The sequence below is a fragment of the Cupriavidus neocaledonicus genome, from assembly GCF_000372525.1.
Taxonomy (GTDB): Bacteria; Pseudomonadota; Gammaproteobacteria; order Burkholderiales; family Burkholderiaceae; genus Cupriavidus; species Cupriavidus neocaledonicus.
Genome location: NZ_AQUR01000099.1, coordinates 63,325 through 86,794 on the forward strand (window position 1 = coordinate 63,325; position 23,470 = coordinate 86,794).

Sequence of the window (23,470 nt, forward strand, 5' to 3'; positions counted from 1 at the left end):
TCATGCTGGCTGTCGCGCAACATGCGGGGACCGGCGGCAAGGCCTAATCAGAGGACCCAGGTTTGCCCTTCGGGCGCCTTCGGGCACCGGGCGTGCAAGCCCCGGCCGCAGGCCATGTGGCGTAGGCGTTGCCAAAGGTCGGTAACTCGCAATGATACCTTATAATTCTGGCTGCTTCGGGCGTTTACAGCCTGAAAATACCTGCAATTCTGACGGCTGCGGGGTGACCTTGCGGCACCTGCGGTCAGGCTGCGGGCCACACGACGCAGCGGCCGCGCAAGCCAGCCGCCGGCGCAGCCCGCGCCGCCCTTCGTATCCCAGTATCCGAGCATCCGAGCATCGACCCACGCCATGGCCCTCGACCTATCCGACGTCAAGCGCATTGCCCACCTCGCCCGCATCGAAACCAGCGATGACGAGGCCGCCCAGACGCTTGCGCAGCTGAACAACTTTTTCTCGCTGGTCGAGCAGATGCAGGCGGTCGACACCACCGGCATCGAACCGCTGGCGCATCCGCTGTCGGCGGTGCGCGACATGGTCCAGCGCCTGCGCGAGGACGTGGTCACCGAAGCCGACCGCCGCGCCGACTACCAGCGCCCCGCGCCGGCCACCGAAAACGGCCTGTACCTGGTGCCCAAGGTCATCGAATGACCCTTGCCCGGCCCGCGCCGCCGCCGCCAGCCGCGCCACGGTCCGCCCGCCAGTACAACACCCCTGATGCCAACCGACTGTCATGCCCTTTTCCGCTGATTCCGTGACTTCCCTGCGCCAGCTCGCCGACGCCCTGGCCGCGCGCACCGTCTCCGCCGAGGAACTCGCGCGCGAATACCTGGCCCGCATCGAGCAGGCCGCCGCGCTCAACGCCTTTATCCACGTCGATGCCGAGCAGACCCTGGCCCAGGCGCGCGCCGCCGATGCGCGCCGCGCGCGCGGCGAGGCCGCGCCGCTGACCGGCGTGCCGGTCGCGCACAAGGACGTGTTCGTCACGCGCGGCTGGCGCGCCACCGCCGGCTCGAAGATGCTGGCCAACTATGAAAGCCCGTTCGACGCCACCGTGGTCGAGCGCATGGCCGCCGCCGGCATGGTCACGCTGGGCAAGACCAACATGGACGAGTTCGCGATGGGCTCGTCCAACGAGAACTCGCATTTCGGCCCGGTGCGCAACCCCTGGGACGCCAGCCGCGTGCCCGGCGGCTCCTCCGGCGGCTCGGCCGCGGCGGTCGCCGCGGGCCTCGCGCCCGCCGCCACCGGCACCGACACCGGCGGCTCGATCCGCCAGCCGGCGTCGTTCTCGGGCATCACCGGGATCAAGCCGACCTACGGCCGCGTGTCGCGCTACGGCATGATCGCCTTCGCCTCGTCGCTGGACCAGGGCGGCCCGATGGCGCACACCGCCGAGGACTGCGCGCTGCTGCTCAACGCCATGGCCGGCTTCGACCCGAAGGACTCGACCAGCATCCCGCCCGCGCAGGGCGGCGTGGACGAGGACTACACCCGCCTGCTGGGGCAGCCGCGCGCCGGCGCCACCGCCGGGCGCCCGCTGGCGGGCCTGCGCATCGGCCTGCCGAAGGAGTACTTCGGCAAGGGCCTGGCGGCCGACGTCGAGCAGGCCGTGCGCGCGGCGCTGGCCGAGTACGAGAAGCTGGGCGCGACGCTGGTCGAGGTGTCGCTGCCAAAGACCGAGCTGTCGATTCCGGTGTACTACGTGATCGCGCCGGCCGAGGCCTCGTCCAACCTGTCGCGCTTCGACGGCGTACGCTACGGCCACCGCGCCGCCGAGTACCGCGACCTGCTCGACATGTACAAGAAGACCCGCGCCGAAGGCTTCGGCGCCGAGGTCAAGCGCCGCATCCTGGTCGGCACCTACGTGCTGTCGCACGGCTACTACGACGCCTACTACCTGCAGGCGCAGAAGATCCGCCGCATCATCGCCGACGACTTCCAGCGCGCCTTCGCCCAGTGCGACGTGATCATGGGCCCGGTGGCACCGACGGTGGCGTGGAAGCTGGGCGAAAAGACCTCGGACCCGGTGCAGATGTACCTGGCCGACATCTTCACGCTGTCGACCAGCCTGGCCGGCCTGCCCGGCATGAGCGTGCCGTGCGGCTTCGGCGAGGGCAACATGCCCGTGGGCCTGCAGCTGATCGGCAACTACTTCGACGAAGCGCGCCTGCTGCAGGCCGCGCATGCGTTCCAGCAGGCGACCGACTGGCACCTGCGCCGCCCCGCCAGGGCCTGACCATGAGCCGCTCCCTGCTCCGCCTGCTCGCCACCGCCGCGCTGACCGCGCTTGTTGCGCTGGTGGCCGGCTGCATCCAGCTGCCGATCCTCGGCAAGCCCACGCCGATCGCCAGCCGCGACATCGACCTGGCCGGCGACTGCCGCCGCACCGAGGAAGACGGTTTCCGCGAAGACGCGCAGCTGCGCATCGCGGACAACAGCGTGCAGCAGCTGTCGTGGAAGCTGTGGGTCGGCAAGCGCGGCTCGTGCAGCTTCAACCTGGCAGATTTTCGGCAGGTCCAGAAGAAGCCGCATATCGAGCTGCGCGCCAACGACGGCAGCGGCTGCAAGCTGATGGTCTGGCAGGATCCGCGCCGTGTCACGCTGGCGCACGCCAACTGCCAGCAGCGCTGCTCCCCCGGCATCTATGAAGAGGCCTGGCCCGTGATGTTCGAGCCGGGCACCGGCGCCTGCGCCCGCACGCGCTGAAGCCACTGAAGCCACTGAAGCCACTGAAGCCACTGAAGCCGGCCATGGTCCACGCCCCCGCAACCCCGCAACACGCGTCGCGCGCCGCCCGTCCGGCGGGTGCGTGGCTGCGCGCCGCGGTGGCGCTGGGGTGTAGCGCATGGCTGGCGGGCGCCGCGGCGCATACGCCAGACCTGACGGCACCCGCGCTGGACGCGGCGGCACCGCTGACGCCGGCGGGCGTACTGGCGCCCAACGCGGTGAGTCGGACCGCGCCCGCCTCGGCGGCGGCAGCCAGGGCGGCAGTCGCGCCCGTGCCGGCGCAGCGGGTCCAGCTGCGCGGCGATGCCGCCACGCCGGCGCTGACCGCCTACTGGTTCCTGCCGCGCGAAGGCACCACGCCGCGTGCGCTGCCGGTGGTGGTGGCGCTGCACGGCTGCGGCGGCCTGCTGGCACAGCGCTCCCCGCGCGACGGCACCGCGGCAGCGGGCACCGACCCCGCGGATGCTGCCGCGCTGCTGCAGCAACGCTACCGCGAATACGCGCACTGGCTCACCGAGCGCGGCTACGCGGTGCTGATGCCCGACAGCTTCAGCGCGCGCGGCAAGCCCCACGGCATCTGCGCCGAGCCCATCGACAACCGCGCCATCGACGACCGCACCCGCCGCGCCGACGCGCTCGCCGCGCTGCGCTGGGTGGCGCAGCAACCCGCCGTCGACGCGTCGCGCATCGTGCTGCTGGGCTGGTCGAACGGCGCGCAGGCGGTGCTGGCCACCGTCGACGCCAGCCGCTCGTGGCCGGCCGGCACGCCGCCGGTCGAACGCGCGGTGGCGTTCTACCCGGGCTGCAAGCGCGCGGTGCAGCAGCACAGCTTCCGCCTGCGCGCGCCGCTGCTGCTGATGATCGGCGGCGCCGACGACTGGACCCCGGCGACCCGCTGCGCCATGCTGCAGAGCGCGGTGCAGGCGCGCCAGCCGGGCGCGCGCTTCCGGCTTGAGATCTACCCGGGCGCCTATCACGGCTTCGATGGCACCAGCGAGCTGCACCGGCGCACCGACGTGCCCGCCGCCGCGACACGCAAGGGCCAGGGCGTCACCGTCGGCGGCGACGCGGTGGCGCGCGTGGCCGCGCTGGCGCAGCTCGATTCCTGGCTGGCCAGTCCCGACCCCTGACCGCCACGCAACACCAGACAGAACACCGGGGCGGCGCTGCCGCTCCCCGCAACAGACAACACCGAAAGAACCGAACAGGAATACCGCCATGCAATGGGAAGTGGTGATCGGCCTCGAAACGCACGCGCAGCTGTCGACGGCCTCCAAGATTTTTTCCGGCACCTCCACCGCCTTCGGCGCCGAGGCCAACACGCAGGCATCGCCGGTGGACCTGGCGCTGCCAGGCGTGCTGCCGGTGCTCAACCAGGGCGCGGTCGAGCGCGCGATCCAGTTCGGCCTGGCGATCGGCGCCACCATCGCGCCGCGCAGCGTCTTTGCGCGCAAGAACTACTTCTACCCCGACCTGCCCAAGGGCTACCAGATCAGCCAGTATGAGATCCCGGTGGTGCAGGGCGGCACCATCACCATCCAGGTCGAGGGCAAGCAGGGCGAGTCCTACGAGAAGACCGTCAACCTGACGCGCGCGCACCTGGAAGAAGACGCGGGCAAGTCGCTTCACGAGGACTTTGCCGGCATGACCGGCATCGACCTGAACCGCGCCGGCACGCCGCTGCTGGAAATCGTCACCGAGCCCGACATGCGCAGCGCCGCCGAAGCGGTGGCCTACGCCAAAGCGCTGCACTCGCTGGTGGTGTGGCTGGGCATCTGCGACGGCAACATGCAGGAAGGCAGCTTCCGCTGCGACGCCAACGTGTCGGTGCGTCCGGTGGGCCAGAAAGAATTCGGCACGCGCCGCGAGATCAAGAACCTGAACTCGTTCCGTTTCCTGCAGCAAGCCATCGAATACGAGGTGCAGTGGCAGATCGCCGAGATCGAGGATGGCCGCAAGATCCAGCAGGCCACCGTGCTGTTCGACCCGGACACCGGCGAGACCCGCGCCATGCGCACCAAGGAAGACGCGCACGACTACCGCTACTTCCCCGACCCGGACCTGATGCCGCTGGAGATCGACGCCGGCTGGATCGAGCGCGTGCGCGGCCAACTGCCGGAGCTGCCGGCGGCGATGCAGGCGCGCTTCGTCTCGCAATACGGCCTGTCGGCGTATGACGCCACCATGCTGACCGCGACCAAGGCCTATGCCGCCTACTACGAAGCCGTGGTTGCCGGCGCTGGCACCGCCAGCGCCAAGCCCGCCGCCAACTGGCTGATGGGCGACGTGGCCTCGCAACTGAACCGCGAAGGCATCGCCATTGACGCCGCCCCGGTCACGCCGGCGCAACTGGCAAAACTGCTGGCGCGCATCGCCGACGGCACGGTGTCGAACAACACCGCCAAGAAGGACGTGTTCCCGGCCATGTGGGCGGGCGAGCACGGCGGCGACGCCGACGCCATCATCGCGGCCAAGGGGCTGAAGCAGATGTCCGACAGCGGCGAGCTGGAGAAGATCATCGACGACGTGCTGGCCGCCAATGCCAAGTCGGTCGAGGAATTCCGCTCGGGCAAGGAAAAGGCGTTCAACGCGCTGGTCGGGCAGGCGATGAAGGCGACCAGGGGCAAGGCCAATCCGGCGCAGGTGAATGAACTGCTGAGGAAGAAGCTGGGGTAAGGCTCCAGTCCTGTCTATCCCGCTTGTTTGCGCCCCTCTCCCCGGGTGCGGGAGCGGGGCGCGGGTGAGGGCCGGCGGGTCAAAGGCTGATGCCCTTGGGTTAACACCATTGGCCTTGCTCGATGTGGTACCTCGCTAGACCACCCCTCACCCCGGCCCTCTCCCCATGAGGGGAGAGGGAGAACACCTGCCTGGGCCAGCTCCGGCGGCTTTGGAGCACCCGAAACCGTCGCTTCGTGGTCGTGACGGGCCGTTTCTCCTACATCCCCGCCCTGCCCCTCACCGTCTCCTCCAGCAGCGACCTCAGCTTCGCCAGCGACCCCGGATCCCCGCGCGCCGCGGAGCGCGCGTACCAGATCTTCGCCTGCTCGATATCCTTGTCGACCACGCCCGGCTCGCCGCGCTCGTAGAAGCTGCCGACGATGTACTGCGCACCGCCGTCCCCTGCACTCGCCGCGCGCCGGTACCACGCAAACGCCTGCGCGTAGTCGCGCGGCACGCCGCGCCCGGTGAAGTAGTTCGTCGCCAGTTCCATCTGCGCCTGCACGTGGCCGCCCTGCGCCGCGCGCTCATACCAGCGGTTCGCCTCTTCCAGCGATTTCGGTACCAGCTCGCCGCGTTCGTACAGGTCGCCCCAGGTGTATTGCGCATGGGTCATGCCGTTGTCGGCCGCCTTGCGCAGCCACACCAGCGCCTCTTGCGGCCGCGCGGCGGTGCCCTCGCCACGCAGCAGCATCATCGCGTAGTTGAATTGCGCGAGACGGTTGCCCTGGCGCGCGGCGCCGGCAAAACCCTGCAAGGCCTCGTCGAAGCGGCCCGACTCGTAGGCCGCGACCGCGTCGCGGGTCTGCGCCTGCGCGGGAGCGGGCGGCTGTGGTGCGGCGGCGGCATGTGGCAGAACCAGCCATGCGCAGAGGATGCCGGCCAGCACGGCGGCATGCGGGGAACGGGCTTTCGACATGGCGGACTCCGGGCGCGAGGCCTTCTTTGCTCCAGTGTAGGAGTCAGCAGGAGTGCCCGGTAGCCACGGGTTTATCCATGCGAATAATCAACGCCAGGATAATTTCAAGCCCGTGATTCGTCGTATCGATATCTGGAAGCGGATTCAGATCCAACCGGCCCGGTGCAGCCGCCGCCACAGCGCGCCACAGGCCACCGCGGTGACCCCGATCACCGCCGGGTACGCGTAGTGGACCTTGAGCTCGGGCATGAAATCGAAGTTCATGCCGTACAGGCTGAACACCACGGTGGGAATCGCCAGGATCGCGCCCCAGCCGGCCAGCCGCTTGACCACTTCGTTCTGGCCCACGGTCACCAGGGCGAGGTTGACCTGCACTGCGGTGGTCAGCATTTCGCGCACCACGTCGAGCGTTCGCACCAGCCGGCTGGCATGGTCCTCGATATCGCGGAAATAGGCGCGCAGCTCCTTCGGCACCAGGTCCTCATGCAGACGGATCAGCTGGCCGCACATGTCTTCGACGGGGCTGACCGCATTGCGCAGGCGCAGCACCTGGCGCTTGATCTGATACAGCCGCTCGATCGCGGCGCGGTCGAATTCGTCGCGGAAGATGCCCTGCTCGAGCGCCTCGAAGGTGTCCTCCAGCCGCGTGACGATCGGCAGGTAGTGGTCGACGACGAAGTCCATCAGCGCATACAGCACGTAGCCGGGCCCGTTGGCGAGGCCGTGCGGATCGTGCTCGCAGCGCTCGCGCACCGGCGCATAGGTACTGCTGGCGCCGTGGCGGACCGAGACCACATAGTTGGGGCCGACGAACACGTGGGTTTCGCCGACCACGACCTCGTCCTGTACCAGTTGCGCGGTATTGAGCACCACGAACACGGAATCGCCGTAGGCCTCGAGCTTGGGACGCTGGTGCGCGTTGGTCGCGTCTTCGACCGCGAGGTCGTGCAGGCCGAAGGCCTGCTGCGCCTGCCGCAGCAGCGCCAGCTCGGGCTCGTGCAGGCCCAGCCAGACGAAGGTGCCCGGCACCGCCAGCACCTTCGGGATCTCTTCCATGCCTACCGTGCCGAGCCGCTTGCCCTGCCGGTAAGCCACACAATTGACGATGGCCCCCATGGAAACTCCGCTGATCAGATGGCGCAATCGTAACAAGGCTTTGCACGATGCCGTGGCCACCGCATGCGCAGGCGGCCCAAGCCGCGCCGGACACACTTGCGCCACGCCGCGGACACACGCATGGAGCCCACGCGCCACCTGCGGTACATATCGATCCAATTGTTACAGTTCGCGACAGATACAACGTTAGAATGTGGCATTTCCACGGTCACCCGGCTATGTCCCAGAAGAAATCGCCACGCTTCGAGCTGCGCAGTGGCAACGTCGACGCCCTCCTTCTCGCCCTCCAGACCGCCGACATGGCTGCGCTGCGGGATGACCTCCTCACCCGCTTCGAAGCCACCCCCGACTTCTTCTCCAATGACGTGATCGCGCTGGACCTGCGCGCGCTGGACGATGACAGCGAGGTCGCGCTCGGCACCGTGATCGACACGCTGGCCACGCTCAAGGCCCGCGCCATCGGCGTGGTGGCCCGTGCCGGCCAGCGCGAGTGGGCCGAGCGCTTCGGCCTGCCGCTGCTCGACAGCCAGGCCCGCCGCAACGGCGCCGCCGAGCGTGCCGCCGAGGCAAGGGCCGCCGCCGCCGCCGAACAGGCCGCCGCCGAACAGGCGGCACGCGAGGAAGCCGCCCGTGCCGCGGCGCAGGCAGCTACCGACGCCGCCGTCGCCGCCGCGGTGCGCCAGGCCCAGACCCTGCTGATCGACAAGCCGCTGCGCTCCGGCCAGCAGGTCTACGCGCATGGCGACGTGGTCATCATGGACGTGGTCAGCTACGGTGCCGAGGTCATCGCCGAAGGCAACATCCATATCTATGCCCCGCTGCGCGGCCGCGCGCTGGCGGGCGTCAAGGGCAACACCGCCGCGCGCATCTTCAGCACGTGCATGGAGCCCGAACTGATTTCCATCGCCGGCATCTACCGGACCGCGGAGCAGACGCTCCCGGCCGATGTGCACGGCAAGACCGCCCAGGTGCGCCTGGCCGATGAAAAACTGATCCTCGAAGCGCTGCGGCTCAAGTAACCGCGGTGCCCTCGAGACCGGATCACTGAGAGCGCAAGCTTCAACTTATTACTGGACCAAAGAGCCATGGCAAAAATCATCGTTGTGACCTCCGGCAAGGGAGGCGTCGGCAAGACCACCACCAGCGCCAGCTTTGCCGCCGGCCTGGCCCTGCGCGGCCACAAGACTGCCGTGATCGACTTCGACGTCGGCCTGCGCAACCTCGACCTGATCATGGGTTGCGAACGCCGCGTGGTGTATGACCTGATCAACGTGGTGCAGGGCGAAGCCAACCTGCGCCAGGCGCTGATCAAGGACAAGAAGTGCGAGAACCTGTTCATCCTGCCGGCCTCGCAGACGCGCGACAAGGATGCGCTCACGCGCGAGGGCGTCGAGAAGGTGATCGACGGCCTGATCGAGATGGATTTCGAGTACATCGTCTGCGACTCGCCCGCCGGGATCGAGTCGGGCGCGCTGATGGCCATGTATTTCGCCGACGAAGCGCTGATCGTGACCAACCCGGAAGTGTCGTCGGTGCGCGATTCGGACCGCATCCTCGGCATCCTGGCGTCCAAGACCAAGCGCGCCACCGAGGGCGGCGAGCCGATCAAGGAACACCTGCTGATCACCCGCTACAACCCCAAGCGCGTGCATGGCGGCGAGATGCTGTCGCTGACCGACATCCAGGAAATCCTGCGCATCAAGCTGATCGGCGTGGTGCCGGAATCGGAAGCGGTACTGCACGCCTCCAACCAGGGCACGCCCGCCATCCATCTGGAAGGCAGCGACGTGTCCGACGCCTACAGCGACGTGGTGGACCGCTTCCTCGGCAAGGACAAGCCGATGCGCTTCACCGACTACCAGAAGCCGGGGCTGTTCTCGCGCATCTTCGGCAACAAGTAACGGTCAAGGAGGGCTCACCCCATGTCGATCCTTTCCTTCCTGCTGGGAGAGAAGAAGAAGTCCGCGTCGGTCGCCAAGGAGCGGCTGCAGATCATCCTGGCGCACGAGCGCACCGGCCATTCCGCCCCCGCCGACTACCTGCCCGCGCTGCAGCGCGAGCTGGTGGCGGTGATCTCCAAGTACGTCAAGATCGGCGACCAGGACCTGCGCGTCAGCCTGGAACGCCAGGACAACCTCGAGGTGCTCGAGGTCAAGATCGAGATCCCGCAGCACTGAGCACAGGACCCGGCGCCGCCGGGTCCATGCCCCGGCGGGGCTCACCGCCCCGCCTCTTCTTGCGCCTTCCCGCCCTGTCGCTCCAATGCCCAGCCGCCGTGCCAGCGCGGCCCAGGCCCTTCCCCGCTGCGCTGCCTTATCCCCCAAATGCAGAATTCTGTAGCGGCCAGACAACGGAATTGCACCAATTTCCTGCTTGAAAGCGCGGCTCCACGGAGTTTTGTGTCCTTGTTCCTTACGTTTTGCTAAATTTTCGCCGGCGTTTACACGAAACGTAGACCTTATCCCCGCCGTGATCCGGCGAAGGGCACAGTACAAGACAGAAAAGGAGCACCATGAAGAAATCGGCCATCGTCCTCGCAGCCGGCAGCCTGTTGGCAGGTTCGGCTTTCGCACAAACTTCCGTCACCCTGTACGGTATCGTCGACCAGAGCATCCGCTTCCAGACGAACGCGAACGCCAACAATGACAACTCGTGGGAACTGACCAACGGCGCCATCACCAACAGCCGCTGGGGCATGAAGGGCAGCGAAGCCCTGGGCAACAACCTGAAGGCGATTTTCCAGCTGGAAGGCGGCTTTGACCCGGATACCGGCCGCGCCAACCAGAACAACAGCCTGTTCGGCCGTCAGGCTTACGTCGGCCTGTCGGGCGACTTTGGCACGATCAAGCTGGGCCGCCAGTACACCGAAGGCTTTAACTTCTTCGGCGACTACGATCCGCTGACCATCGGCAACTACACCAACAACGCCTGGCCGTTCTTCCTGACCCAGTTCCGCAACAACAACGTGGTCAGCTACGCCGGCAAGTTCGGCGGCCTGGACGTCGGCGCCAGCTACGGCTTCGGCGAGCAGCCGGGCAGCATGAGCCGGAACCAGTACTGGGGCACCCGTGCCGCCTATTCGTTCGGTCCGTTCGGCGTCGGCGGCGTGTACCAGGAAGTCCGCGATATCAACGGCAACAAGCAGCAAATGTGGGGCGCTGCCGGTAAGTACGCCTTCGGCCCGGCCAAGCTGTTCCTCGGTTACATCGGCGGCAAGGACCGCACCGGCGTCATCGACAACGGCTTCCTGAACAACTCGGCCGCCGCTCCGGCACCGGCCGTGGTCACCGCCGGCGCTGCCAGCAACCCGCGCAAGGACACCATCGGCTACATCGGCCTGACCTACCAGGCCACCCCGGCCCTGGCGCTGACCGGCGTGTTCTACGGCGACTACGTCGAGAACAAGAACGGCGTGAACGACAACAACGGCCGCCGCTACACCGGCGTGCTGCTGGCCGAGTACTCGCTGTCGAAGCGCACCCAGGTCTACGGCACGGTTGACTTCAACAAGGTTTCGGGCGGCACCACCACCGAAATGCCGGGCCGCAACAACCAGACCGGCGCTGCCCTGGGTATCCGCCACATCTTCTGATCGATACCTGATCAGCAGTTCCTGGCAAAAGGCACCTTCGGGTGCCTTTTTTCATGGGCGCGGCCGGCGCCGCAGCCACAGGTACCAGCCGGCCTGCGCGGCTTCGCCCTGCATCGGTTGCAGCGGCACCAGCAGCCCGCCATGGCGTGCCACCACGCGCTGCGCGCACAGCAGCGCGGGACCGGGCCGGGCCAGTTGCGCGGCGCCAGCGTCATCGGCGGGCTGGAACACGATCGACAACGCCACGCCACCGGCATGGCCGCGGCATGCGATGCGCACGGCCGTGCCACGCGCCGCCGCGCCGATGGCGCTGCCCAGCAGCCATTCCAGCGTAGCGCCGAGCATCGCCGCGTCGCCGCCGATGCGCGGCAGGCGCGCGGCCGGGCGTTCGAGCCGGATCCCGGCCTCGCCGGCCTCGGTCCAGACCCGATCCAGCGCTTCAGCGAGCAGGGTTTCCATGGCGATCCGCCGCATCCGGTAGGCATGCCGGGTTTCGCGCAGCAGCCGGTTCACGTCGTCGATCTGGCGCAGCGCCCGGCGCGCATGGCTGCCGACCCGCGCCAGCAGCGCCGCGTCGGCCTGCGCGCGGGTCTGGCGCAGCGCCAGCCACGCCAGCAGCGAAGCACTGGATTCGCGCAGGTCGTGGCCCAGCACATGCAGCAGCATGTCGTGCACGGCGCCCGGGTCGCGCACGTTGCCGCCCGTTGCTGGCGCAGGCACCGCAGCGGCGCTGCAGCTTCGTCGCGCCAGCCGCCAGCCGCCCAGGCACAACGCCGCGGCCACCAGCGCAAGGCGCAGCGGGCGCGCCATCATGCCGCGGCCCGCTCGGCGTGGGCCAGGCGCTCCAGCCGGTAGCCGTGCGTATAGACCGGGGTCAGCCGCATGCCGTGCTCGGCCTGCAGCCCCAGCTTGCTGCGCACGCGCGACACATGGGTATCGATGGTGCGCGACATCGGCGAGATCTCGCGGCCCCAGACCGCGGCGGTGATGTGGTCGCGGGTGACAATGCGGCCTTCGTGGCGGAACAGCAGCACCGCGAGATCGAACTCCTTGGGCGTCAGGCCGATTGGCTGCCCATTGCAAGTGACCCGGCGCAACGCGCAGTCGAAGGCGTAGTCGCCCAGCCGCAGCGGCGCGTGCGGCGATGCCTGCGCGGGATACGCGCGCCGCAGCAGGCAGTCGATGCGCGCAGCCAGCTCGGCCGGGCGGATTGGCTTGACCATGTAGTCATCGGCGCCCGCGGCGAGCGCGCTGACGATATCGTGCTCGGCATCGCGGCAGCTCAGGAACATGACCGGGATGCGCCGGTCCAGGTGCGTGCGCACCCAGGCCAGCACCTCGCGCCCTGACAGGTCCGGCATCTGCCAGTCCAGCAGCAGCAGGTCGAAGCCGGCGTCGCGCAGCGCCAGCAGCAGGCGCCGGCTTTCGCTGAAGGTCACGCACTCGTATCCCGCGCTGGCGACGACCTGGCGGATCAGCGCCGCATCCGCGGGCGCGTCCTCGAGCGATGCAATGCGCGATGCCGTTTTCTTTCCCATGTTGCCTCCGACGTAGCTGGCCATTAGCGGGACATTTAATCCGGTGTCGCGGCCCGCCCGAATAGGAAAGCGCTCAATATCGCCTTTCAACAATCTTTTACTTCTCGCCTTAGCGGGCCCGCTCCTACCATGGGCTTCGCTGCGGGCCCAGCCGTGCCCGCGCTCACCATGCAAGCTGTGTCCAACCGGCGGCGCATTGCGGTGCGCCCGCGCACAGGAGCCACGTCCGTGAAGATCGCCGCGCTGCAGGCGGACCCCACCCTCGCCGTCAGCATCGAACAGACCCTGCGCCTGAACGGCCACCAGTGCATGCGCTACCTCAGCGGGCGCGCGCTGATCGGCGCGCTGCGGGGCAGGTCGTTCGACCTGCTGATGCTGGATTGCGATACGCCGGGCCTGCCGGCGCTGGAAGTGCTGGCGTGGGTGCGCCGCACGCTGGGGCACGAGATGCCGGTGATGCTGACGGGAACCTCGAACGAAGAGGCCTTTGTCGCGGCCTGCCTGGCGCAGGGCGCGGACAGCTACCTGCCCAAGCCGCTGCGCACCGCCGAACTGGCCGCGCGCGTGCTCGCGCTGCTGCGCCGCGCCCGGCCGGCGAGCGCGGATTGCGACCTGGAACACGGGCCGTTCCGCTTTGCCACCGCCGAGCGGCAGGTGTGGGTAAAGGGCAAGCCGGTGCTGCTGGCCCCGAAGGAATTCGACCTGGCGGTGCTGCTGTTCCGCAACCTGGGTTCGCTGGTGCTGCGCCAGACCATGGTCGACCAGGTCTGGCGCTACCACATGGACGCGGCCTCGCGCACGGTGGACAGCCACCTGTCGCGCGTGCGCACCAAGCTTGCGCTGTGGCCGCACAACGGTGTGCGGCTGTCGTCGGTGTACGGGCTGGGGAGCCGGCTCGATGCGGCCTAGCGCTTCTGCGGCGCCGGCACGCCGGGCCGGGGATTCAGTCAGCCTTGATGCCGGCTTCCTTGACGATGCGGGCGTTCTCCGCGGACTCTTCGCGGATGGCCTTGGCAAACTGCGCCGGCGTGCCGCCGGTCGGCACTTCGCCGCCCTTGAGCAGGCGCTCATGGACTTCGGGCTCGGCCAGCGCCTTGTTTAGCTCGGCGTTGAGGCGGTTGATGATGGCCGCGGGCGTCTTGCCCGGCGCGAAGACACCGAAGGTGGAGCTGAGGTTGGCCTTGGGGTAGCCCAGCTCGGCCAGCGTCGGCACGGCAGGCAGGCTCTCCAGGCGCCTGGGCGCGCCCACCGCCAGCGCGCGCAGGCGGCCGGCCTGCATATGCTGGCTCAGCACCGGGCTGGCGTTGGTGCTCATCACCTCGAACTGGCCGCCGAGCGCATCGTTCATCTGCTGGCCGGCGCCCTTGTACGGGATCAGCACGATGTCGGCCTTCGACTTCTGCCTGACCTGTTCCAGCACCACATGGCCGACCGTGCCCAGGCCCGACGTGGCCCAGCGTACCGAACCCGGTTTGGCGCTGGCCTGGCCGACCACGTCGGCAAAGCTCTTGCCGCTGAAGGCGGAAGTCCCGACCACCAGCACCGGCGAGTACATCACGCTCATCACCGGCGCCACGTCCTTCTGCGGATCGTAGTTGACGCGGCCGACGTGCGGATTCAGCGTCAGCGGGCTGGTCGCGGCGAAGCCCAGCGTATAGCCGTCCGGCGCTGCCTTGGCCACCGCATCGATGCCGATGCTGCCGCCCGCGCCGGCCTTGTTCTCCACCACCACGGAGGTACCCATCTGCGCCGACAGGCGCTCGCCGAGCGCGCGCGCGACGGTGTCGCTGATGCCGCCGGTGGGATAGGCGACGATCAGTCGGATCGGGCGGCTGGGATAGGCGTCGGCCGCGGCGGCAGTAGCGGCCATGGCGGCCGTGGCGGGGACCAGTGCGGCAGCACCGGAGACGCACGCTGCGGCCAGCAGCGACGAGCGGAAGGGAAAGGCCATGATGGGAAAGCGGGAGAGATTCGACGGAAGCGACCGCGCGGCGGCAACGGGCCCGGCGCGGCGCGGAACAGCCGCTATCTTAGCCGATCATGCGGCGCACTCAGCGCTCCAGCGGCCGCTCCGGCACCCACGAGACAAAGAGTTCGTTGGCGCGGTCATAGAGCCGCCAGCCCGTGCCGCAGTCGCGGCAGCAGAACGACAGCATGCTGTACGGCACCCCGGCGGCACTCTGGGTCACTACCGGTGCCGTGCCGCGCAGCGCCAGGCAGGCCGGCGGCTCGCGCCGGCGCGGATCGTCGGCCAGCGCCAGGCAGCGCTCGCAGGGCGGCGTGGCGGGGGCGGAAGGGTCTGGGGCGGCTGGCATCGTCGGCGGCGTCGGCGGAAACGGGGCAGGTCTGACTCGAGTGCCCGCCATGATGCCGCAAAATCCCGCCCGGCAGCAGCACCCTTCGCGGATGACATCAGGCCGCCTGCGCGCGCGCCGCCGTGGCGGGAGCGGCCGCGCGCTGGCCAAGCCACACGCTGGCCAGCACCAGCAGCGCACCGATTGCCTGCACCGCCGTCAGTGCCTGCCCCAGTACCAGGAAACCCAGCACCGTGGCGCTGACCGGACTGAGCAGGCCCAGCGCCGCCACCGCCGCCGACGGCATGCGCCCCACGCCGCGGAACCACAGCGCGTAGCTGAAGCCGGCGCCGACTATGCTGAGCCACGCGTAGCCGAGCCAGTTGGCCAGCGTGAAATGCCCCGGCAGCGGTTCCAGCACCAGCGCGAACGGCAGCAGGAACAGCCCGCCCGCGCACAGTTGCCATGCCGTCAGCACCAGCGGCGAGACCGGCGGCCGCCAGTGCCGCGTCAGTACCGTGCCCACCGCCATCGATACCGCCCCCGCGGCTGCCGCCGCCACGCCGATGGCATCCAGCCTGGCGGCCGGCCCGAGCACCAGCAGCGCCACGCCCAGCAGCCCGCCCGCGCCGGCCATCCATGCGGCGGGGCGTGGCCGCGCACCCAGCCAGGCCCACGCCAGCACTACCACGATCAGCGGCTGGATCGCGCCGACCGTGGCCGCCACGCCGCCCGGCAGCCGGTAGGCGGCGATAAACAGCATCGCCTGGAAGAAGCCGATATTGAGCACCCCCAGCACCGCCGCGCGCCACCACCAGCTGCCCTGCGGCAACTGCCTGCCGAATGCCAGCATCGCCAGCCCTGCCGGCAGCGCGCGGATCACCCCCGAAAGCAGTGGCTGCCCCGGCGGCAACCACTCGCTGGTGACCAGGTAGGTGCTGCCCCAGATCGCGGGCGCCAGGCCGGTCAGCAGGATGTCGCGCAGGCCCGGGCCGGACGCCATGCCGGTGGAAACTCGGTTCGCCTTCATGTCGATATTCTTGATGTCAAGATAAATCACTTTACGAAGGCGATTGGTTGATGTCAAGATACTTCGGTCTGCCTCGCATCTGCCTGCCCTGCCCCGATGACCGCCCGCCGCAAACCCGAAGACGCGCCCGACCATGTCGACGGCATCCTTGCCCAATGGGCGCGCGAACGCCCCGACCTCGATGCCTCGCCGATGGGCATTCTCGGCCGGCTGGGCCGGCTCAATCGCCATACCGGTCGCGCCATCGAAGCCGCGCTGGGCGCGACCGGGCTGCAGCCGTGGGAGTTCGATGTGCTGGCGACACTGCGGCGGGCCGGGCCGCCCTATGCGCTGTCGCCGGGTGCGCTGATCGGTTCGCTGATGATCACCTCGGGCACCATGACCAACCGGCTCGATCACCTCGAGCGGGCCGGGCTGGTGCGGCGCGAGCCCAATCCGGAGGACCGGCGCGGGCTGCTGGTGGCGCTGACCGACGCCGGGCGCGAGCGCGTCGACCACGCGGTGGAGCTGCACGTGGCCAACGAGCACCGCCTGCTGGAAGGCCTGACCGCGACGGAGCGCGCGCAGCTGGCCGCGCTGCTGCGCCGCTGGCTGCGCATGTTCGAGCCGCCGGCCGGTGGCGGCGACGGCAAGTCAGGCGACTGAGACGCGCTTCAGGCGCGCTGCGCCCGCTCGCGCAGATCCGGCAGGAACACTGTCAGCAGCCCCAGCAGCGGCAGGTAGGCGCAGTACTCGTACACCGCGCGGATGCCGTGGGTATCGGCCATGCCGCCCAGCACCGCGGCGCCGATGCCGCCCATGCCGAAGGCAAAGCCGAAAAACAGCCCCGACACCATGCCGACCTTGCCGGGGATCAGCTCCTGCGCGAACACCAGGATCGCCGAGAACGCCGAGGCCAGGATAAAGCCGATGATGAAGGTCAGCACCGTGGTCCAGAACAGGCCCACATGCGGCAGCAGCAGCGTGAACGGCGCCACGCCCAGGATCGAGGCCCAGATCACGCGCTTGCGGCCGATGCGGTCGCCGATCGGGCCGCCCAGGATGGTGCCGGCGGCGACCGCGAACAGGAACAGGAACAGGTGCAGCTGCGCGTCCTGGCGCGCCAGCGCAAAGCGCTCCATCAGGTAGAAGGTGTAGTACGAAGTCAGGCTGGCCATGTAGAAGTACTTGGAGAACACCAGTACCATCAGCACCACCATGGCCCGCACCACCACGCGCGTCGCCACCGGGCTGGCCGTGGCGCCGGCCGCCTTGCGCTTGCGCGCGCCCTGCGCCAGCTGGCGCGCGTACCAGCCGCCGATGCGCCACAGCACCACGATGCCAACCAGCGCCGCCAGCGAGAACCACGCCAGGCTGGCCTGCCGGTGCACGATCAGCGCCGCCAGCAGCGGACCCATGGCGCTGCCGCCGTTGCCGCCCACCTGGAAGATCGACTGCGCCAGCCCGTGCTGGCCGCCCGATGCCATGCGCGCCACGCGCGACGACTCCGGGTGGAAGATCGACGAACCGGTGCCGACCAGCGCCGCCGCCACCAGCAGCACGCCGTAGCTCGGCGCCACCGACAGCAGCAGCAGGCCGGCCAGCGTAAAGGCCATCGCCACCGCCAGCGAATGCGGCCTGGGATGCTTGTCGGTGTACAGCCCCACCAGCGGCTGCAGCAGCGACGCGGTGACCTGGTAGGTCATGGTCAGCAGCCCGATCTGGGTGAAGCTGAGGTTGAAGCCCCCCTTGAGCATCGGATAGATCGCCAGGATCAACGACTGGATCATGTCGTTGAGGAAATGGGCGAAGCTGATCGCGGACAGCACGCGGAAGCCGGTGCGCTCCGCCTGCGGGGACGGGGAAAGCGAAGGGGTCGCGGGGGCTGCGCCTGCCGGCGCGGAGTCGATGGTTGTGCTCATTGGCGGCTCTCGACAAACGGAAAGCGGCCAGCGGGGGCGCCGGCCACGAAGGATCTGAGCCCCGATGCTAGCTGGCACGCCGGCGCCTGTCCTGCGAGAATGGGTCCGCAACCTTGGAGAAAAGGACATGGCGCGCGCCCCCCGCCCTCTTTCTGCCGCGGCCCACGCCAGCCGCCGGTCCCGGCAGCCACTGCCCGAGCCCACGCCCGCGACGCTGGCGCTGGGCGATACCTACGCCGATCCGCCGCCGTATTTCCGCTTCGACCGCAGCCCGCTGCCGGTCACGGCGATGGCGGCCGACTACCTGCCGGGCCACGTGACCCAGCCGCACCAGCATCCGCATGCGCAGCTGATCCACGCCGTGCACGGCGTGATGGTGGTGGCCACCGCCGAAGGCCAGTGGATCGTGCCGCCCACGCGCGGCATGTGGATGCCGGGCGGCACCACGCACTGGATCCGCATGGTGGGCCGCGTGCAGATGCGCACCGCGTATATCCGCCCCGATGCCGCGCCCGACCTGCCGCAGCGCTGCACCGTGCTGGGCATCTCGCCGCTGCTGCGCGAGCTGATCCTGGCCGCGGTGGAGATCGCCCTGCCCTACGCGCCCGGCACCGTGACGCGCGCCTGATGCGGCTGCTGCTCGATGAAGTGATGCTGGTGCCGTCGCTGCCGCTGCACCTGCCACGCCCGGCCGACGCCAGCCTGCGGCAGATCTGCGACACCATCGCCGGCGCGCCCGACACCGCGCTGACGCTGGCGGACTGGGGCGCGCGGCTGAGCCTGGACCCCAAGACCATCCAGCGCCGCTTTGCGCGCGAGACCGGCATGACCTTCGGCCAATGGCGCCAGCAGGCGCGCCTGCTGGCCGCGCTGGAAAAGCTGGCGGCCGGCAGCAAGGTGGTGGATGTGGCGCTGGACCTGGGCTATGACAGCCCGAGCGCGTTCGCGACCATGTTCCGGCGGCAGTTCGGCGTGCCGCCGAGCGCGTTCTTCCGTTGAGGCCCTGGAGCGGCCCTGGAGCGCGGAACCCGCGCTCAGTTGCCCAGGTAGCGCTCCACCAGCCGGGTCCAGTAGGCCGCGCCGACGGTCAGGTTGTCGTCGTTGAAGTCATAGCCGGCGTTGTGCAGCAGCGGCTGGTTGGCGCCGTTGCCCAGCCGCACGAAGCAGCCGGGGCGCTGCTGCAGGAAGTAGGCAAAGTCCTCGCTGCCGGCAATGCGCGCGGCCTGGTCCACCACCTTGCCGCCGCCGACCAGTTCCTCGGCCACCTGGCGCGCGAACTCGGTCTCGCGCTCGCTGTTGACCAGCACCGGGTAGCCGCGCACGTAGTCGATCTCTGCCACCGCGCCATAGCCCTCGGCGTGCGACGTAGCGAGCTGGCGAATGCGTTGTTCCAGCGCGGCGCGCACTTCCGGGCTGAACGAACGCACGCTCAGCTCCATGCGAGCGCTGTCCGGGATCACGTTGGGCGCGTGCCCGGCGTGCAGCGTGCCGATCGTCACCACCGCGGTCTCGTTCGGATCGACATAGCGCGACACCACCGATTGCAGCGCCATCACCAGGCTGCCCGCCACCAGGATCGGGTCGACCGACTGGTGCGGGCGTGCGGCGTGGCCGCCCTTGCCGCGAATGGTGATGGTGACAGTATCGCAGGCCGCCATGAACGGGCCGGAACGGAACAGGAAAGTGCCCTGCTCCACGCCCGGATGGTTGTGCAGGCCGAAGATGGCGTCGCAGGAAAAGCGCTCGAACAGCCCGTCGGCCAGCATGCGCTCGGCGCCGCCGCCGGCGCCGATTTCCTCGGCCGGCTGGAAGATCAGATGCACGGTGCCGTTGAAGTTGCGCGTGCGCGCCAGTTGCCTGGCCGCGCCCAGCAGGATCGCGGTATGGCCGTCGTGGCCGCAGGCGTGCATGCGGCCCGCATTGACGCTGGCGTACGGCAGCGCGGTGCGCTCGTGGATCGGCAGGGCGTCCATGTCGGCGCGGATGCCCACGCTGTGGCCGCTCTCGCCGCAGCGCAGCGTACCCACCACCCCGGTTCCGCCCACGCCGCGCGTGACCGCGTAGCCCCATCCGTCGAGCAAGGTGGCGACCAGGCCGGCGGTGCGGACCTCGTCGAAGGCCAGTTCGGGGTGCTGGTGGATATTGCGCCGGATGGCTTCGAGTTCGGCGCGGCTGTCGAGGGTATCGGCCAGCGCGCAGTATCGGTGCTTCAGTGGCGACGCGGGGGACTGGAGTGTGGCGCCGAGATAAGACTCGATTTCGGGGGCGTGCTCGGACATGACGTTTTGCTCTCTGGCGAAACCTGTATAACCAGTATTTCACGCAGAAAAGCCCAGCGAAACGTCATGCCCGGTATTTCCTGTAAAACCATGTAATCCGGCCGCTTTCTGCGCCAGAACTGTTGCCCTAATCGTACGCTTTGTATGGAAACCCAACGCTTTGTATGAAAGCGTATCGACGGGGAACCTTGCGACGGTTGCGCTCAGCGCTCGCCGTACGCCACCACACGCTGCAACTGCTCGCCCAGTCCTTCCACGCCCAGGCGCATGGTGTCGCCGGCTTTGAGGAAGCGCGGCGGCTTGCAGCCCATGCCCACGCCGGGCGGCGTGCCGGTCGCGATCAGGTCGCCTGGCAGCAGCGTCATGAAGCGGCTGACATAGCTGACCAGCGTGGCCACGTCGAACACCATGGTCGCGGTGGTGCCCTGCTGCACGCGCTCGCCGTTGACCTCAAGCCACAGCCCCAGCGCCTGCGGGTCCGCCACTTCGTCGCGCGTCACCAGCCACGGGCCGGCCGGGCAAAAGGTGTCGCAGCCCTTGCCCTTGTCCCAGGTGCCGCCGCGCTCGATCTGGAACTCGCGCTCGGAGACGTCGTTGACCACGCAGTAGCCGGCCACGTGCTCCAGCGCCTGCTCGCGCGAGACGTTGCGCGCGGTGGTGCCGATGACCACGCCCAGCTCCACTTCCCAGTCGGTCTTGTGCGAGCCGAACGGCAGCATCACCGCGTCGTTGGGACCATTGAGCGAGCTGTTGGCCTTCAGGAATACGATCGGCTCGGCCGGCAGCGGCATGCCGGCTTCGGCGGCATGGTCGGCATAGTTCAGGCCAATCGCGACGATCTTGCCGATACCGGTCCACGGCACGCCAAAGCGCGCGCCTTCGATGACCGGCAGGGTGTGCGGGTCGACCTGCGCCAGCGCCTGCAGCGCGGCCGGCGCCAGCTGCGCCGCATCGACATCGTGGATCACGGCGGACAGGTCGCGCACGCGGCCTGCCTCATCGATCATGCCGGGGCGCTCCGCGCCCGGATTGCCTACTCGAACCAGTTTCATCGTCGTCGGGTGGTGAGTTCTTGGAAAGCGTTCAGGCGGACTGCTTGAGCGCGCCGTTGCGCCCGTTGCCCTCGGCCAGCGTTTGCGCCACCACGGTCAGTACTTCCCGGGCGGTGTTCTCGGAATGGCTGCGCAGCACCTGGGCCAGCCGCGGCCGGCCGGGCTCGCGCAGCGCGGCCATGATGGCCTCGTGTTCCTCGTGCGACTCCTGCCAGCGCAGGGTGTCGGCATTGGCGGCGCCGCGCGCGCGGTGCACCTTGCTCATCAGCGTGGCGTAGATGCTGGCCAGCACCGGGTTGGCGGCGCCATCGATGATGAGCTGGTGGATCTCCTGGTTGATGCGGAAATAGTCGGTGCGCCGGCCGGCGGCGTGAGCATCGATCATGGCCTGGTGGCGCCGCTCCAGCTTGGCCATCGCCGCCGCACCCAGCCGCTGCGCCGCCAGTTCGCCCGCCAGCGCCTCCAGCCCGTGCAGGGTCTCGAAGGTGGCGCGCAGTTCCTCCAGGTCCAGCGGCGCGACGCGGTAGCCGATGTATTGCCGGTGCAGCACCAGCCCCTCCGACACCAGCACCTTCAGCGCCTCGCGCAGCGGCGTCTTGGACACATCGAAGGTCTCGCAGAAGGCCCGCTCGTCGATGCGCGCGCCGGGCGGCAGTTCGCCCTCTTCGATCATGGTGCGCAGCCGCGCGGCGATTTCGGCCGACATGCCAAGCGTGCGCAGACGCGCGGAGGGGGAAAGCGTTTGTGTCACTGACGTCACCAAATTGGGGAAATGCACCACGGCAAGGCTACCACACCCCGAAATTGTGCATCCGCAACATAGTAAAATCAATAACTTACACGCGTTGTAATTACAGATTACGTATCCTATACTCCGGCCTGTTGCGCGACACCCCATCAGAACTGCCTCAACCAAAGGACCAAAACAGGAGACGCCGTCATGCAGACGACCACGCGGGCAACAGCGATGACCGAGGCCAGGACCTCGGTGCGCTGGAAGATTTTTTTGATGATGCTGTTTCTTATCGCGATCAACTACATCGATCGCGCCTCGCTGTCGGTGGCGATGCCGCTGATCGCCAAGGAGTTCGACCTCAGCCCCGCCATGCAGGGCCTGATCCTCAGCTCCTTCTTCTGGACCTACGCGCTGATGCAGGTGCCGGGCGGCATGCTGGCCGACAAGTACAAGCCGCGCATCGTGATCGCTTGCGCCACCGTGTTCTGGGGCATCGCCCAGGCCGTGGCAGCCTTCACCACCAACGCCACGCAGCTGCTGCTGACGCGGCTGGGCCTGGGCGCGGCCGAAGCGCCGATCTACCCGGCCGGCGGCAAGCTCAACGCGATCTGGATGACGCAGAACGAACGCGGCCGCGGCGCCACGCTGCTGGACGGTGGCGCCCCGCTGGGCGCGGCCCTGGGCGCGATCATCATCACCTGGCTGATCGCCTCGCTGGGTTCCTGGCGCCTCGCCTTTATCGTCGCCGGCGTCGGCACGGTGCTGGCCGGCGTGCTGGCCTGGTACTACGTGCGCAACTCCCCGCGCGAGCACCGCGGCGTCAACGAACTGGAAGCGCGCTACATCGAAGAGGCGCTGGCCAGTGAACACCGCGCCGAGCCGGCCAACCTGTCGGGCCGCTCGCTCGACTTCTTCAAGTACCGCTCGGTGTGGTGCATGGCGATCGGCTGGATGTGCTTCAACACCGTGTTCTACGGCCTGCTGACCTGGATGCCCAACTACCTGAACAAGGTGCACGGCTTCGACATCAAGCAGATGGGCGGCGCCAGCTTCATCATCTTCTTCAGCGGCTTCGTCGGCGAACTGATCGGCGGCTGGATCGCCGACAAATGGAAGGAAGCCGGCGGCCGGCCCAACGTGGTGATGCGCACGCTGTTCGGCATCGCCGCGGTGGTGGCGACGGCGTCGATCTTCTCGGTGGCCTATGTCACCGACCCGGTGGTGGTGGTCGTGCTGCTGTCTTCCACGCTGTTCTTCCTGCGCTGGTGCGGCCTGTTCTGGTGCGTGCCGTCGATGCTGGGCACGCGCAACAAGGTCGGTTTCCTGGGCGGCGTGATGAACCTGGGCGGCAATATCGGCGGCATCTCGGTGCCGATCATCGTCGGCATGATCGTGCAGTTCACCGGCTCGTACTTCCTCGCGCTGATGTTCTTCGCCGCGGCGGGCGTGGGCCTGCTGCTGGCTTCCACCGCGATCGACTACGAGACCAAGATCCCCGTCTGAAGACCCGTCGGATCACCGATTCCGCAAGACCAAGAAACCCCCGCAAGGCGCCGGCAACGTCC

23 protein-coding genes and 1 pseudogene are annotated in these 23,470 nt (G+C 68.7%); 13 read left to right on the plus strand and 11 right to left on the minus strand.

The window, feature by feature from the left end; all coding sequences use genetic code 11:
* The first annotated feature begins 351 nt into the window (after positions 1-351).
* From gatC to gatB, 5 genes are all read left to right on the plus strand, one after another.
* Positions 352-651, plus strand: coding sequence for an Asp-tRNA(Asn)/Glu-tRNA(Gln) amidotransferase subunit GatC (gene gatC, locus A3AG_RS0117545; RefSeq protein WP_018006687.1), 300 nt, complete (start codon positions 352-354; stop codon positions 649-651).
* A gap of 82 nt (positions 652-733) precedes the next feature.
* On the plus strand, positions 734-2,239 hold the full coding sequence (gatA, locus tag A3AG_RS0117550; RefSeq protein WP_018006688.1) for an Asp-tRNA(Asn)/Glu-tRNA(Gln) amidotransferase subunit GatA: 1,506 nt from the start codon (positions 734-736) through the stop codon (positions 2,237-2,239).
* A 2-nt stretch (positions 2,240-2,241) separates the two neighbouring features.
* Entirely contained in the window at positions 2,242-2,709 is a 468-nt protein-coding gene (locus tag A3AG_RS0117555) for a hypothetical protein (protein ID WP_018006689.1), read from the plus strand.
* A 44-nt stretch (positions 2,710-2,753) separates the two neighbouring features.
* On the plus strand, positions 2,754-3,860 hold the full coding sequence (locus A3AG_RS0117560; protein ID WP_018006690.1) for a dienelactone hydrolase family protein: 1,107 nt from the start codon (positions 2,754-2,756) through the stop codon (positions 3,858-3,860).
* A gap of 88 nt (positions 3,861-3,948) precedes the next feature.
* Positions 3,949-5,406 (plus strand): Asp-tRNA(Asn)/Glu-tRNA(Gln) amidotransferase subunit GatB, encoded by a 1,458-nt coding sequence (gatB, locus tag A3AG_RS0117565; protein ID WP_018006691.1) that lies wholly within the window; start codon positions 3,949-3,951, stop codon positions 5,404-5,406.
* 259 nt (positions 5,407-5,665) lie between these two features.
* Here the strand turns inward: gatB and A3AG_RS0117570 are convergent, their stop codons facing one another.
* Together A3AG_RS0117570 and A3AG_RS0117575 are read right to left on the minus strand one after the other, a co-directional pair.
* Complete coding sequence (locus A3AG_RS0117570; RefSeq protein ID WP_018006692.1) at positions 5,666-6,367, minus strand: tetratricopeptide repeat protein; 702 nt, start codon at positions 6,365-6,367, stop codon at positions 5,666-5,668.
* A 144-nt stretch (positions 6,368-6,511) separates the two neighbouring features.
* A complete protein-coding gene (locus tag A3AG_RS0117575) occupies positions 6,512-7,483 on the minus strand; it encodes a magnesium and cobalt transport protein CorA (RefSeq protein WP_018006693.1) in 972 nt (323 codons plus the stop codon).
* Between the two features lie 218 nt (positions 7,484-7,701).
* Between A3AG_RS0117575 and minC the strand changes: the two genes are divergently transcribed.
* From minC to A3AG_RS0117595, 4 genes are all read left to right on the plus strand, one after another.
* On the plus strand, positions 7,702-8,502 hold the full coding sequence (gene minC / locus A3AG_RS0117580; protein WP_026164267.1) for a septum site-determining protein MinC: 801 nt from the start codon (positions 7,702-7,704) through the stop codon (positions 8,500-8,502).
* A 66-nt stretch (positions 8,503-8,568) separates the two neighbouring features.
* Positions 8,569-9,384 carry a septum site-determining protein MinD gene (gene minD, locus A3AG_RS0117585; RefSeq protein ID WP_018006695.1) on the plus strand — a complete coding sequence of 272 codons (816 nt, stop codon included), beginning with the start codon at positions 8,569-8,571 and terminating at the stop codon, positions 9,382-9,384.
* 21 nt (positions 9,385-9,405) lie between these two features.
* A complete protein-coding gene (gene minE / locus A3AG_RS0117590; protein WP_012351386.1) occupies positions 9,406-9,660 on the plus strand; it encodes a cell division topological specificity factor MinE in 255 nt (84 codons plus the stop codon).
* Between the two features lie 335 nt (positions 9,661-9,995).
* Complete coding sequence (locus A3AG_RS0117595; RefSeq protein ID WP_018006696.1) at positions 9,996-11,075, plus strand: porin; 1,080 nt, start codon at positions 9,996-9,998, stop codon at positions 11,073-11,075.
* A 51-nt stretch (positions 11,076-11,126) separates the two neighbouring features.
* On the opposite strand, the gene A3AG_RS0117600 is transcribed toward A3AG_RS0117595, so the two are convergent.
* Positions 11,127-11,888 (minus strand): sensor histidine kinase, encoded by a 762-nt coding sequence (locus A3AG_RS0117600; RefSeq protein WP_018006697.1) that lies wholly within the window; start codon positions 11,886-11,888, stop codon positions 11,127-11,129.
* Positions 11,885-12,613 carry a response regulator transcription factor gene (locus tag A3AG_RS0117605; protein WP_026164268.1) on the minus strand — a complete coding sequence of 243 codons (729 nt, stop codon included), beginning with the start codon at positions 12,611-12,613 and terminating at the stop codon, positions 11,885-11,887. Before A3AG_RS0117605 ends, A3AG_RS0117600 begins: the two co-directional genes overlap by 4 nt.
* Positions 12,614-12,841: 228 nt before the next feature.
* On the opposite strand from A3AG_RS0117605, the gene A3AG_RS0117610 reads away from it, so the two are divergent.
* The gene (locus A3AG_RS0117610; RefSeq protein ID WP_026164269.1) at positions 12,842-13,522 is read left to right on the plus strand and encodes a response regulator transcription factor; all 681 of its coding nucleotides are present in this window, start codon (positions 12,842-12,844) and stop codon (positions 13,520-13,522) included.
* 34 nt (positions 13,523-13,556) lie between these two features.
* Here A3AG_RS0117610 and A3AG_RS0117615 read toward each other — a convergent pair whose 3' ends face one another.
* The 3 genes from A3AG_RS0117615 to A3AG_RS0117625 all read right to left on the minus strand — a co-directional run bounded on the left by A3AG_RS0117615 (position 13,557) and on the right by A3AG_RS0117625 (position 15,937).
* Positions 13,557-14,564, minus strand: coding sequence for a Bug family tripartite tricarboxylate transporter substrate binding protein (locus A3AG_RS0117615; RefSeq protein ID WP_018006699.1), 1,008 nt, complete (start codon positions 14,562-14,564; stop codon positions 13,557-13,559).
* 100 nt (positions 14,565-14,664) lie between these two features.
* A complete protein-coding gene (locus tag A3AG_RS0117620; RefSeq protein WP_172583500.1) occupies positions 14,665-14,928 on the minus strand; it encodes a hypothetical protein in 264 nt (87 codons plus the stop codon).
* A 97-nt stretch (positions 14,929-15,025) separates the two neighbouring features.
* A complete protein-coding gene (locus tag A3AG_RS0117625) occupies positions 15,026-15,937 on the minus strand; it encodes an EamA family transporter (protein ID WP_026164270.1) in 912 nt (303 codons plus the stop codon).
* 96 nt (positions 15,938-16,033) lie between these two features.
* On the opposite strand from A3AG_RS0117625, the gene A3AG_RS0117630 reads away from it, so the two are divergent.
* Positions 16,034-16,582: a MarR family winged helix-turn-helix transcriptional regulator gene (locus A3AG_RS0117630; protein WP_018006702.1), complete on the plus strand. Its 549-nt coding sequence runs from the start codon at positions 16,034-16,036 to the stop codon at positions 16,580-16,582.
* 8 nt (positions 16,583-16,590) lie between these two features.
* Here A3AG_RS0117630 and A3AG_RS0117635 read toward each other — a convergent pair whose 3' ends face one another.
* A complete protein-coding gene (locus A3AG_RS0117635) occupies positions 16,591-17,838 on the minus strand; it encodes an MFS transporter (protein WP_026164271.1) in 1,248 nt (415 codons plus the stop codon).
* Between the two features lie 127 nt (positions 17,839-17,965).
* On the opposite strand from A3AG_RS0117635, the pseudogene A3AG_RS31735 reads away from it, so the two are divergent.
* A pseudogene (locus A3AG_RS31735) lies at positions 17,966-18,837 on the plus strand (AraC family transcriptional regulator).
* A 35-nt stretch (positions 18,838-18,872) separates the two neighbouring features.
* On the opposite strand, the gene A3AG_RS0117645 reads toward A3AG_RS31735, so the two are convergent.
* From A3AG_RS0117645 to A3AG_RS0117655, 3 genes are all read right to left on the minus strand, one after another.
* Positions 18,873-20,117, minus strand: coding sequence for a M20 aminoacylase family protein (locus A3AG_RS0117645; RefSeq protein ID WP_018006704.1), 1,245 nt, complete (start codon positions 20,115-20,117; stop codon positions 18,873-18,875).
* Between the two features lie 203 nt (positions 20,118-20,320).
* Entirely contained in the window at positions 20,321-21,169 is an 849-nt protein-coding gene (locus A3AG_RS0117650) for a fumarylacetoacetate hydrolase family protein (protein WP_018006705.1), read from the minus strand.
* 31 nt (positions 21,170-21,200) lie between these two features.
* On the minus strand, positions 21,201-22,067 hold the full coding sequence (locus A3AG_RS0117655; protein WP_018006706.1) for a GntR family transcriptional regulator: 867 nt from the start codon (positions 22,065-22,067) through the stop codon (positions 21,201-21,203).
* Between the two features lie 42 nt (positions 22,068-22,109).
* Between A3AG_RS0117655 and A3AG_RS0117660 the strand changes: the two genes are divergently transcribed.
* Positions 22,110-23,408 carry an MFS transporter gene (locus A3AG_RS0117660; protein ID WP_018006707.1) on the plus strand — a complete coding sequence of 433 codons (1,299 nt, stop codon included), beginning with the start codon at positions 22,110-22,112 and terminating at the stop codon, positions 23,406-23,408.
* Positions 23,409-23,470 lie beyond the last annotated feature (62 nt).

Excerpts from the sequence above, each read along its gene's own strand:
- A3AG_RS0117600 (WP_018006697.1), bottom strand. The coding sequence starts at position 11,888 with ATGATGGCGCGCCCGCTGCGCCTTGCGCTGGTGGCCGCGGCGTTGTGC.
- A3AG_RS0117575 (WP_018006693.1), bottom strand. The coding sequence starts at position 7,483 with ATGGGGGCCATCGTCAATTGTGTGGCTTACCGGCAGGGCAAGCGGCTC.
- A3AG_RS0117620 (WP_172583500.1), bottom strand. The coding sequence starts at position 14,928 with ATGCCAGCCGCCCCAGACCCTTCCGCCCCCGCCACGCCGCCCTGCGAG.
- A3AG_RS0117570 (WP_018006692.1), bottom strand. The coding sequence starts at position 6,367 with ATGTCGAAAGCCCGTTCCCCGCATGCCGCCGTGCTGGCCGGCATCCTC.
- gatA (WP_018006688.1), top strand. The coding sequence starts at position 734 with ATGCCCTTTTCCGCTGATTCCGTGACTTCCCTGCGCCAGCTCGCCGAC.
- A3AG_RS0117555 (WP_018006689.1), top strand. The coding sequence starts at position 2,242 with ATGAGCCGCTCCCTGCTCCGCCTGCTCGCCACCGCCGCGCTGACCGCG.
- A3AG_RS0117605 (WP_026164268.1), bottom strand. The coding sequence starts at position 12,613 with ATGGGAAAGAAAACGGCATCGCGCATTGCATCGCTCGAGGACGCGCCC.
- A3AG_RS0117595 (WP_018006696.1), top strand. The coding sequence starts at position 9,996 with ATGAAGAAATCGGCCATCGTCCTCGCAGCCGGCAGCCTGTTGGCAGGT.
- gatB (WP_018006691.1), top strand. The coding sequence starts at position 3,949 with ATGCAATGGGAAGTGGTGATCGGCCTCGAAACGCACGCGCAGCTGTCG.
- gatC (WP_018006687.1), top strand. The coding sequence starts at position 352 with ATGGCCCTCGACCTATCCGACGTCAAGCGCATTGCCCACCTCGCCCGC.
- A3AG_RS0117645 (WP_018006704.1), bottom strand. The coding sequence starts at position 20,117 with ATGTCCGAGCACGCCCCCGAAATCGAGTCTTATCTCGGCGCCACACTC.
- A3AG_RS0117615 (WP_018006699.1), bottom strand. The coding sequence starts at position 14,564 with ATGGCCTTTCCCTTCCGCTCGTCGCTGCTGGCCGCAGCGTGCGTCTCC.
- A3AG_RS0117655 (WP_018006706.1), bottom strand. The coding sequence starts at position 22,067 with ATGGGGTGTCGCGCAACAGGCCGGAGTATAGGATACGTAATCTGTAAT.
- A3AG_RS0117635 (WP_026164271.1), bottom strand. The coding sequence starts at position 17,838 with ATGAGCACAACCATCGACTCCGCGCCGGCAGGCGCAGCCCCCGCGACC.
- A3AG_RS0117560 (WP_018006690.1), top strand. The coding sequence starts at position 2,754 with ATGGTCCACGCCCCCGCAACCCCGCAACACGCGTCGCGCGCCGCCCGT.
- A3AG_RS0117625 (WP_026164270.1), bottom strand. The coding sequence starts at position 15,937 with ATGAAGGCGAACCGAGTTTCCACCGGCATGGCGTCCGGCCCGGGCCTG.
- minC (WP_026164267.1), top strand. The coding sequence starts at position 7,702 with ATGTCCCAGAAGAAATCGCCACGCTTCGAGCTGCGCAGTGGCAACGTC.
- A3AG_RS0117650 (WP_018006705.1), bottom strand. The coding sequence starts at position 21,169 with ATGAAACTGGTTCGAGTAGGCAATCCGGGCGCGGAGCGCCCCGGCATG.
- A3AG_RS0117660 (WP_018006707.1), top strand. The coding sequence starts at position 22,110 with ATGCAGACGACCACGCGGGCAACAGCGATGACCGAGGCCAGGACCTCG.
- A3AG_RS0117630 (WP_018006702.1), top strand. The coding sequence starts at position 16,034 with ATGACCGCCCGCCGCAAACCCGAAGACGCGCCCGACCATGTCGACGGC.
- minD (WP_018006695.1), top strand. The coding sequence starts at position 8,569 with ATGGCAAAAATCATCGTTGTGACCTCCGGCAAGGGAGGCGTCGGCAAG.
- minE (WP_012351386.1), top strand. The coding sequence starts at position 9,406 with ATGTCGATCCTTTCCTTCCTGCTGGGAGAGAAGAAGAAGTCCGCGTCG.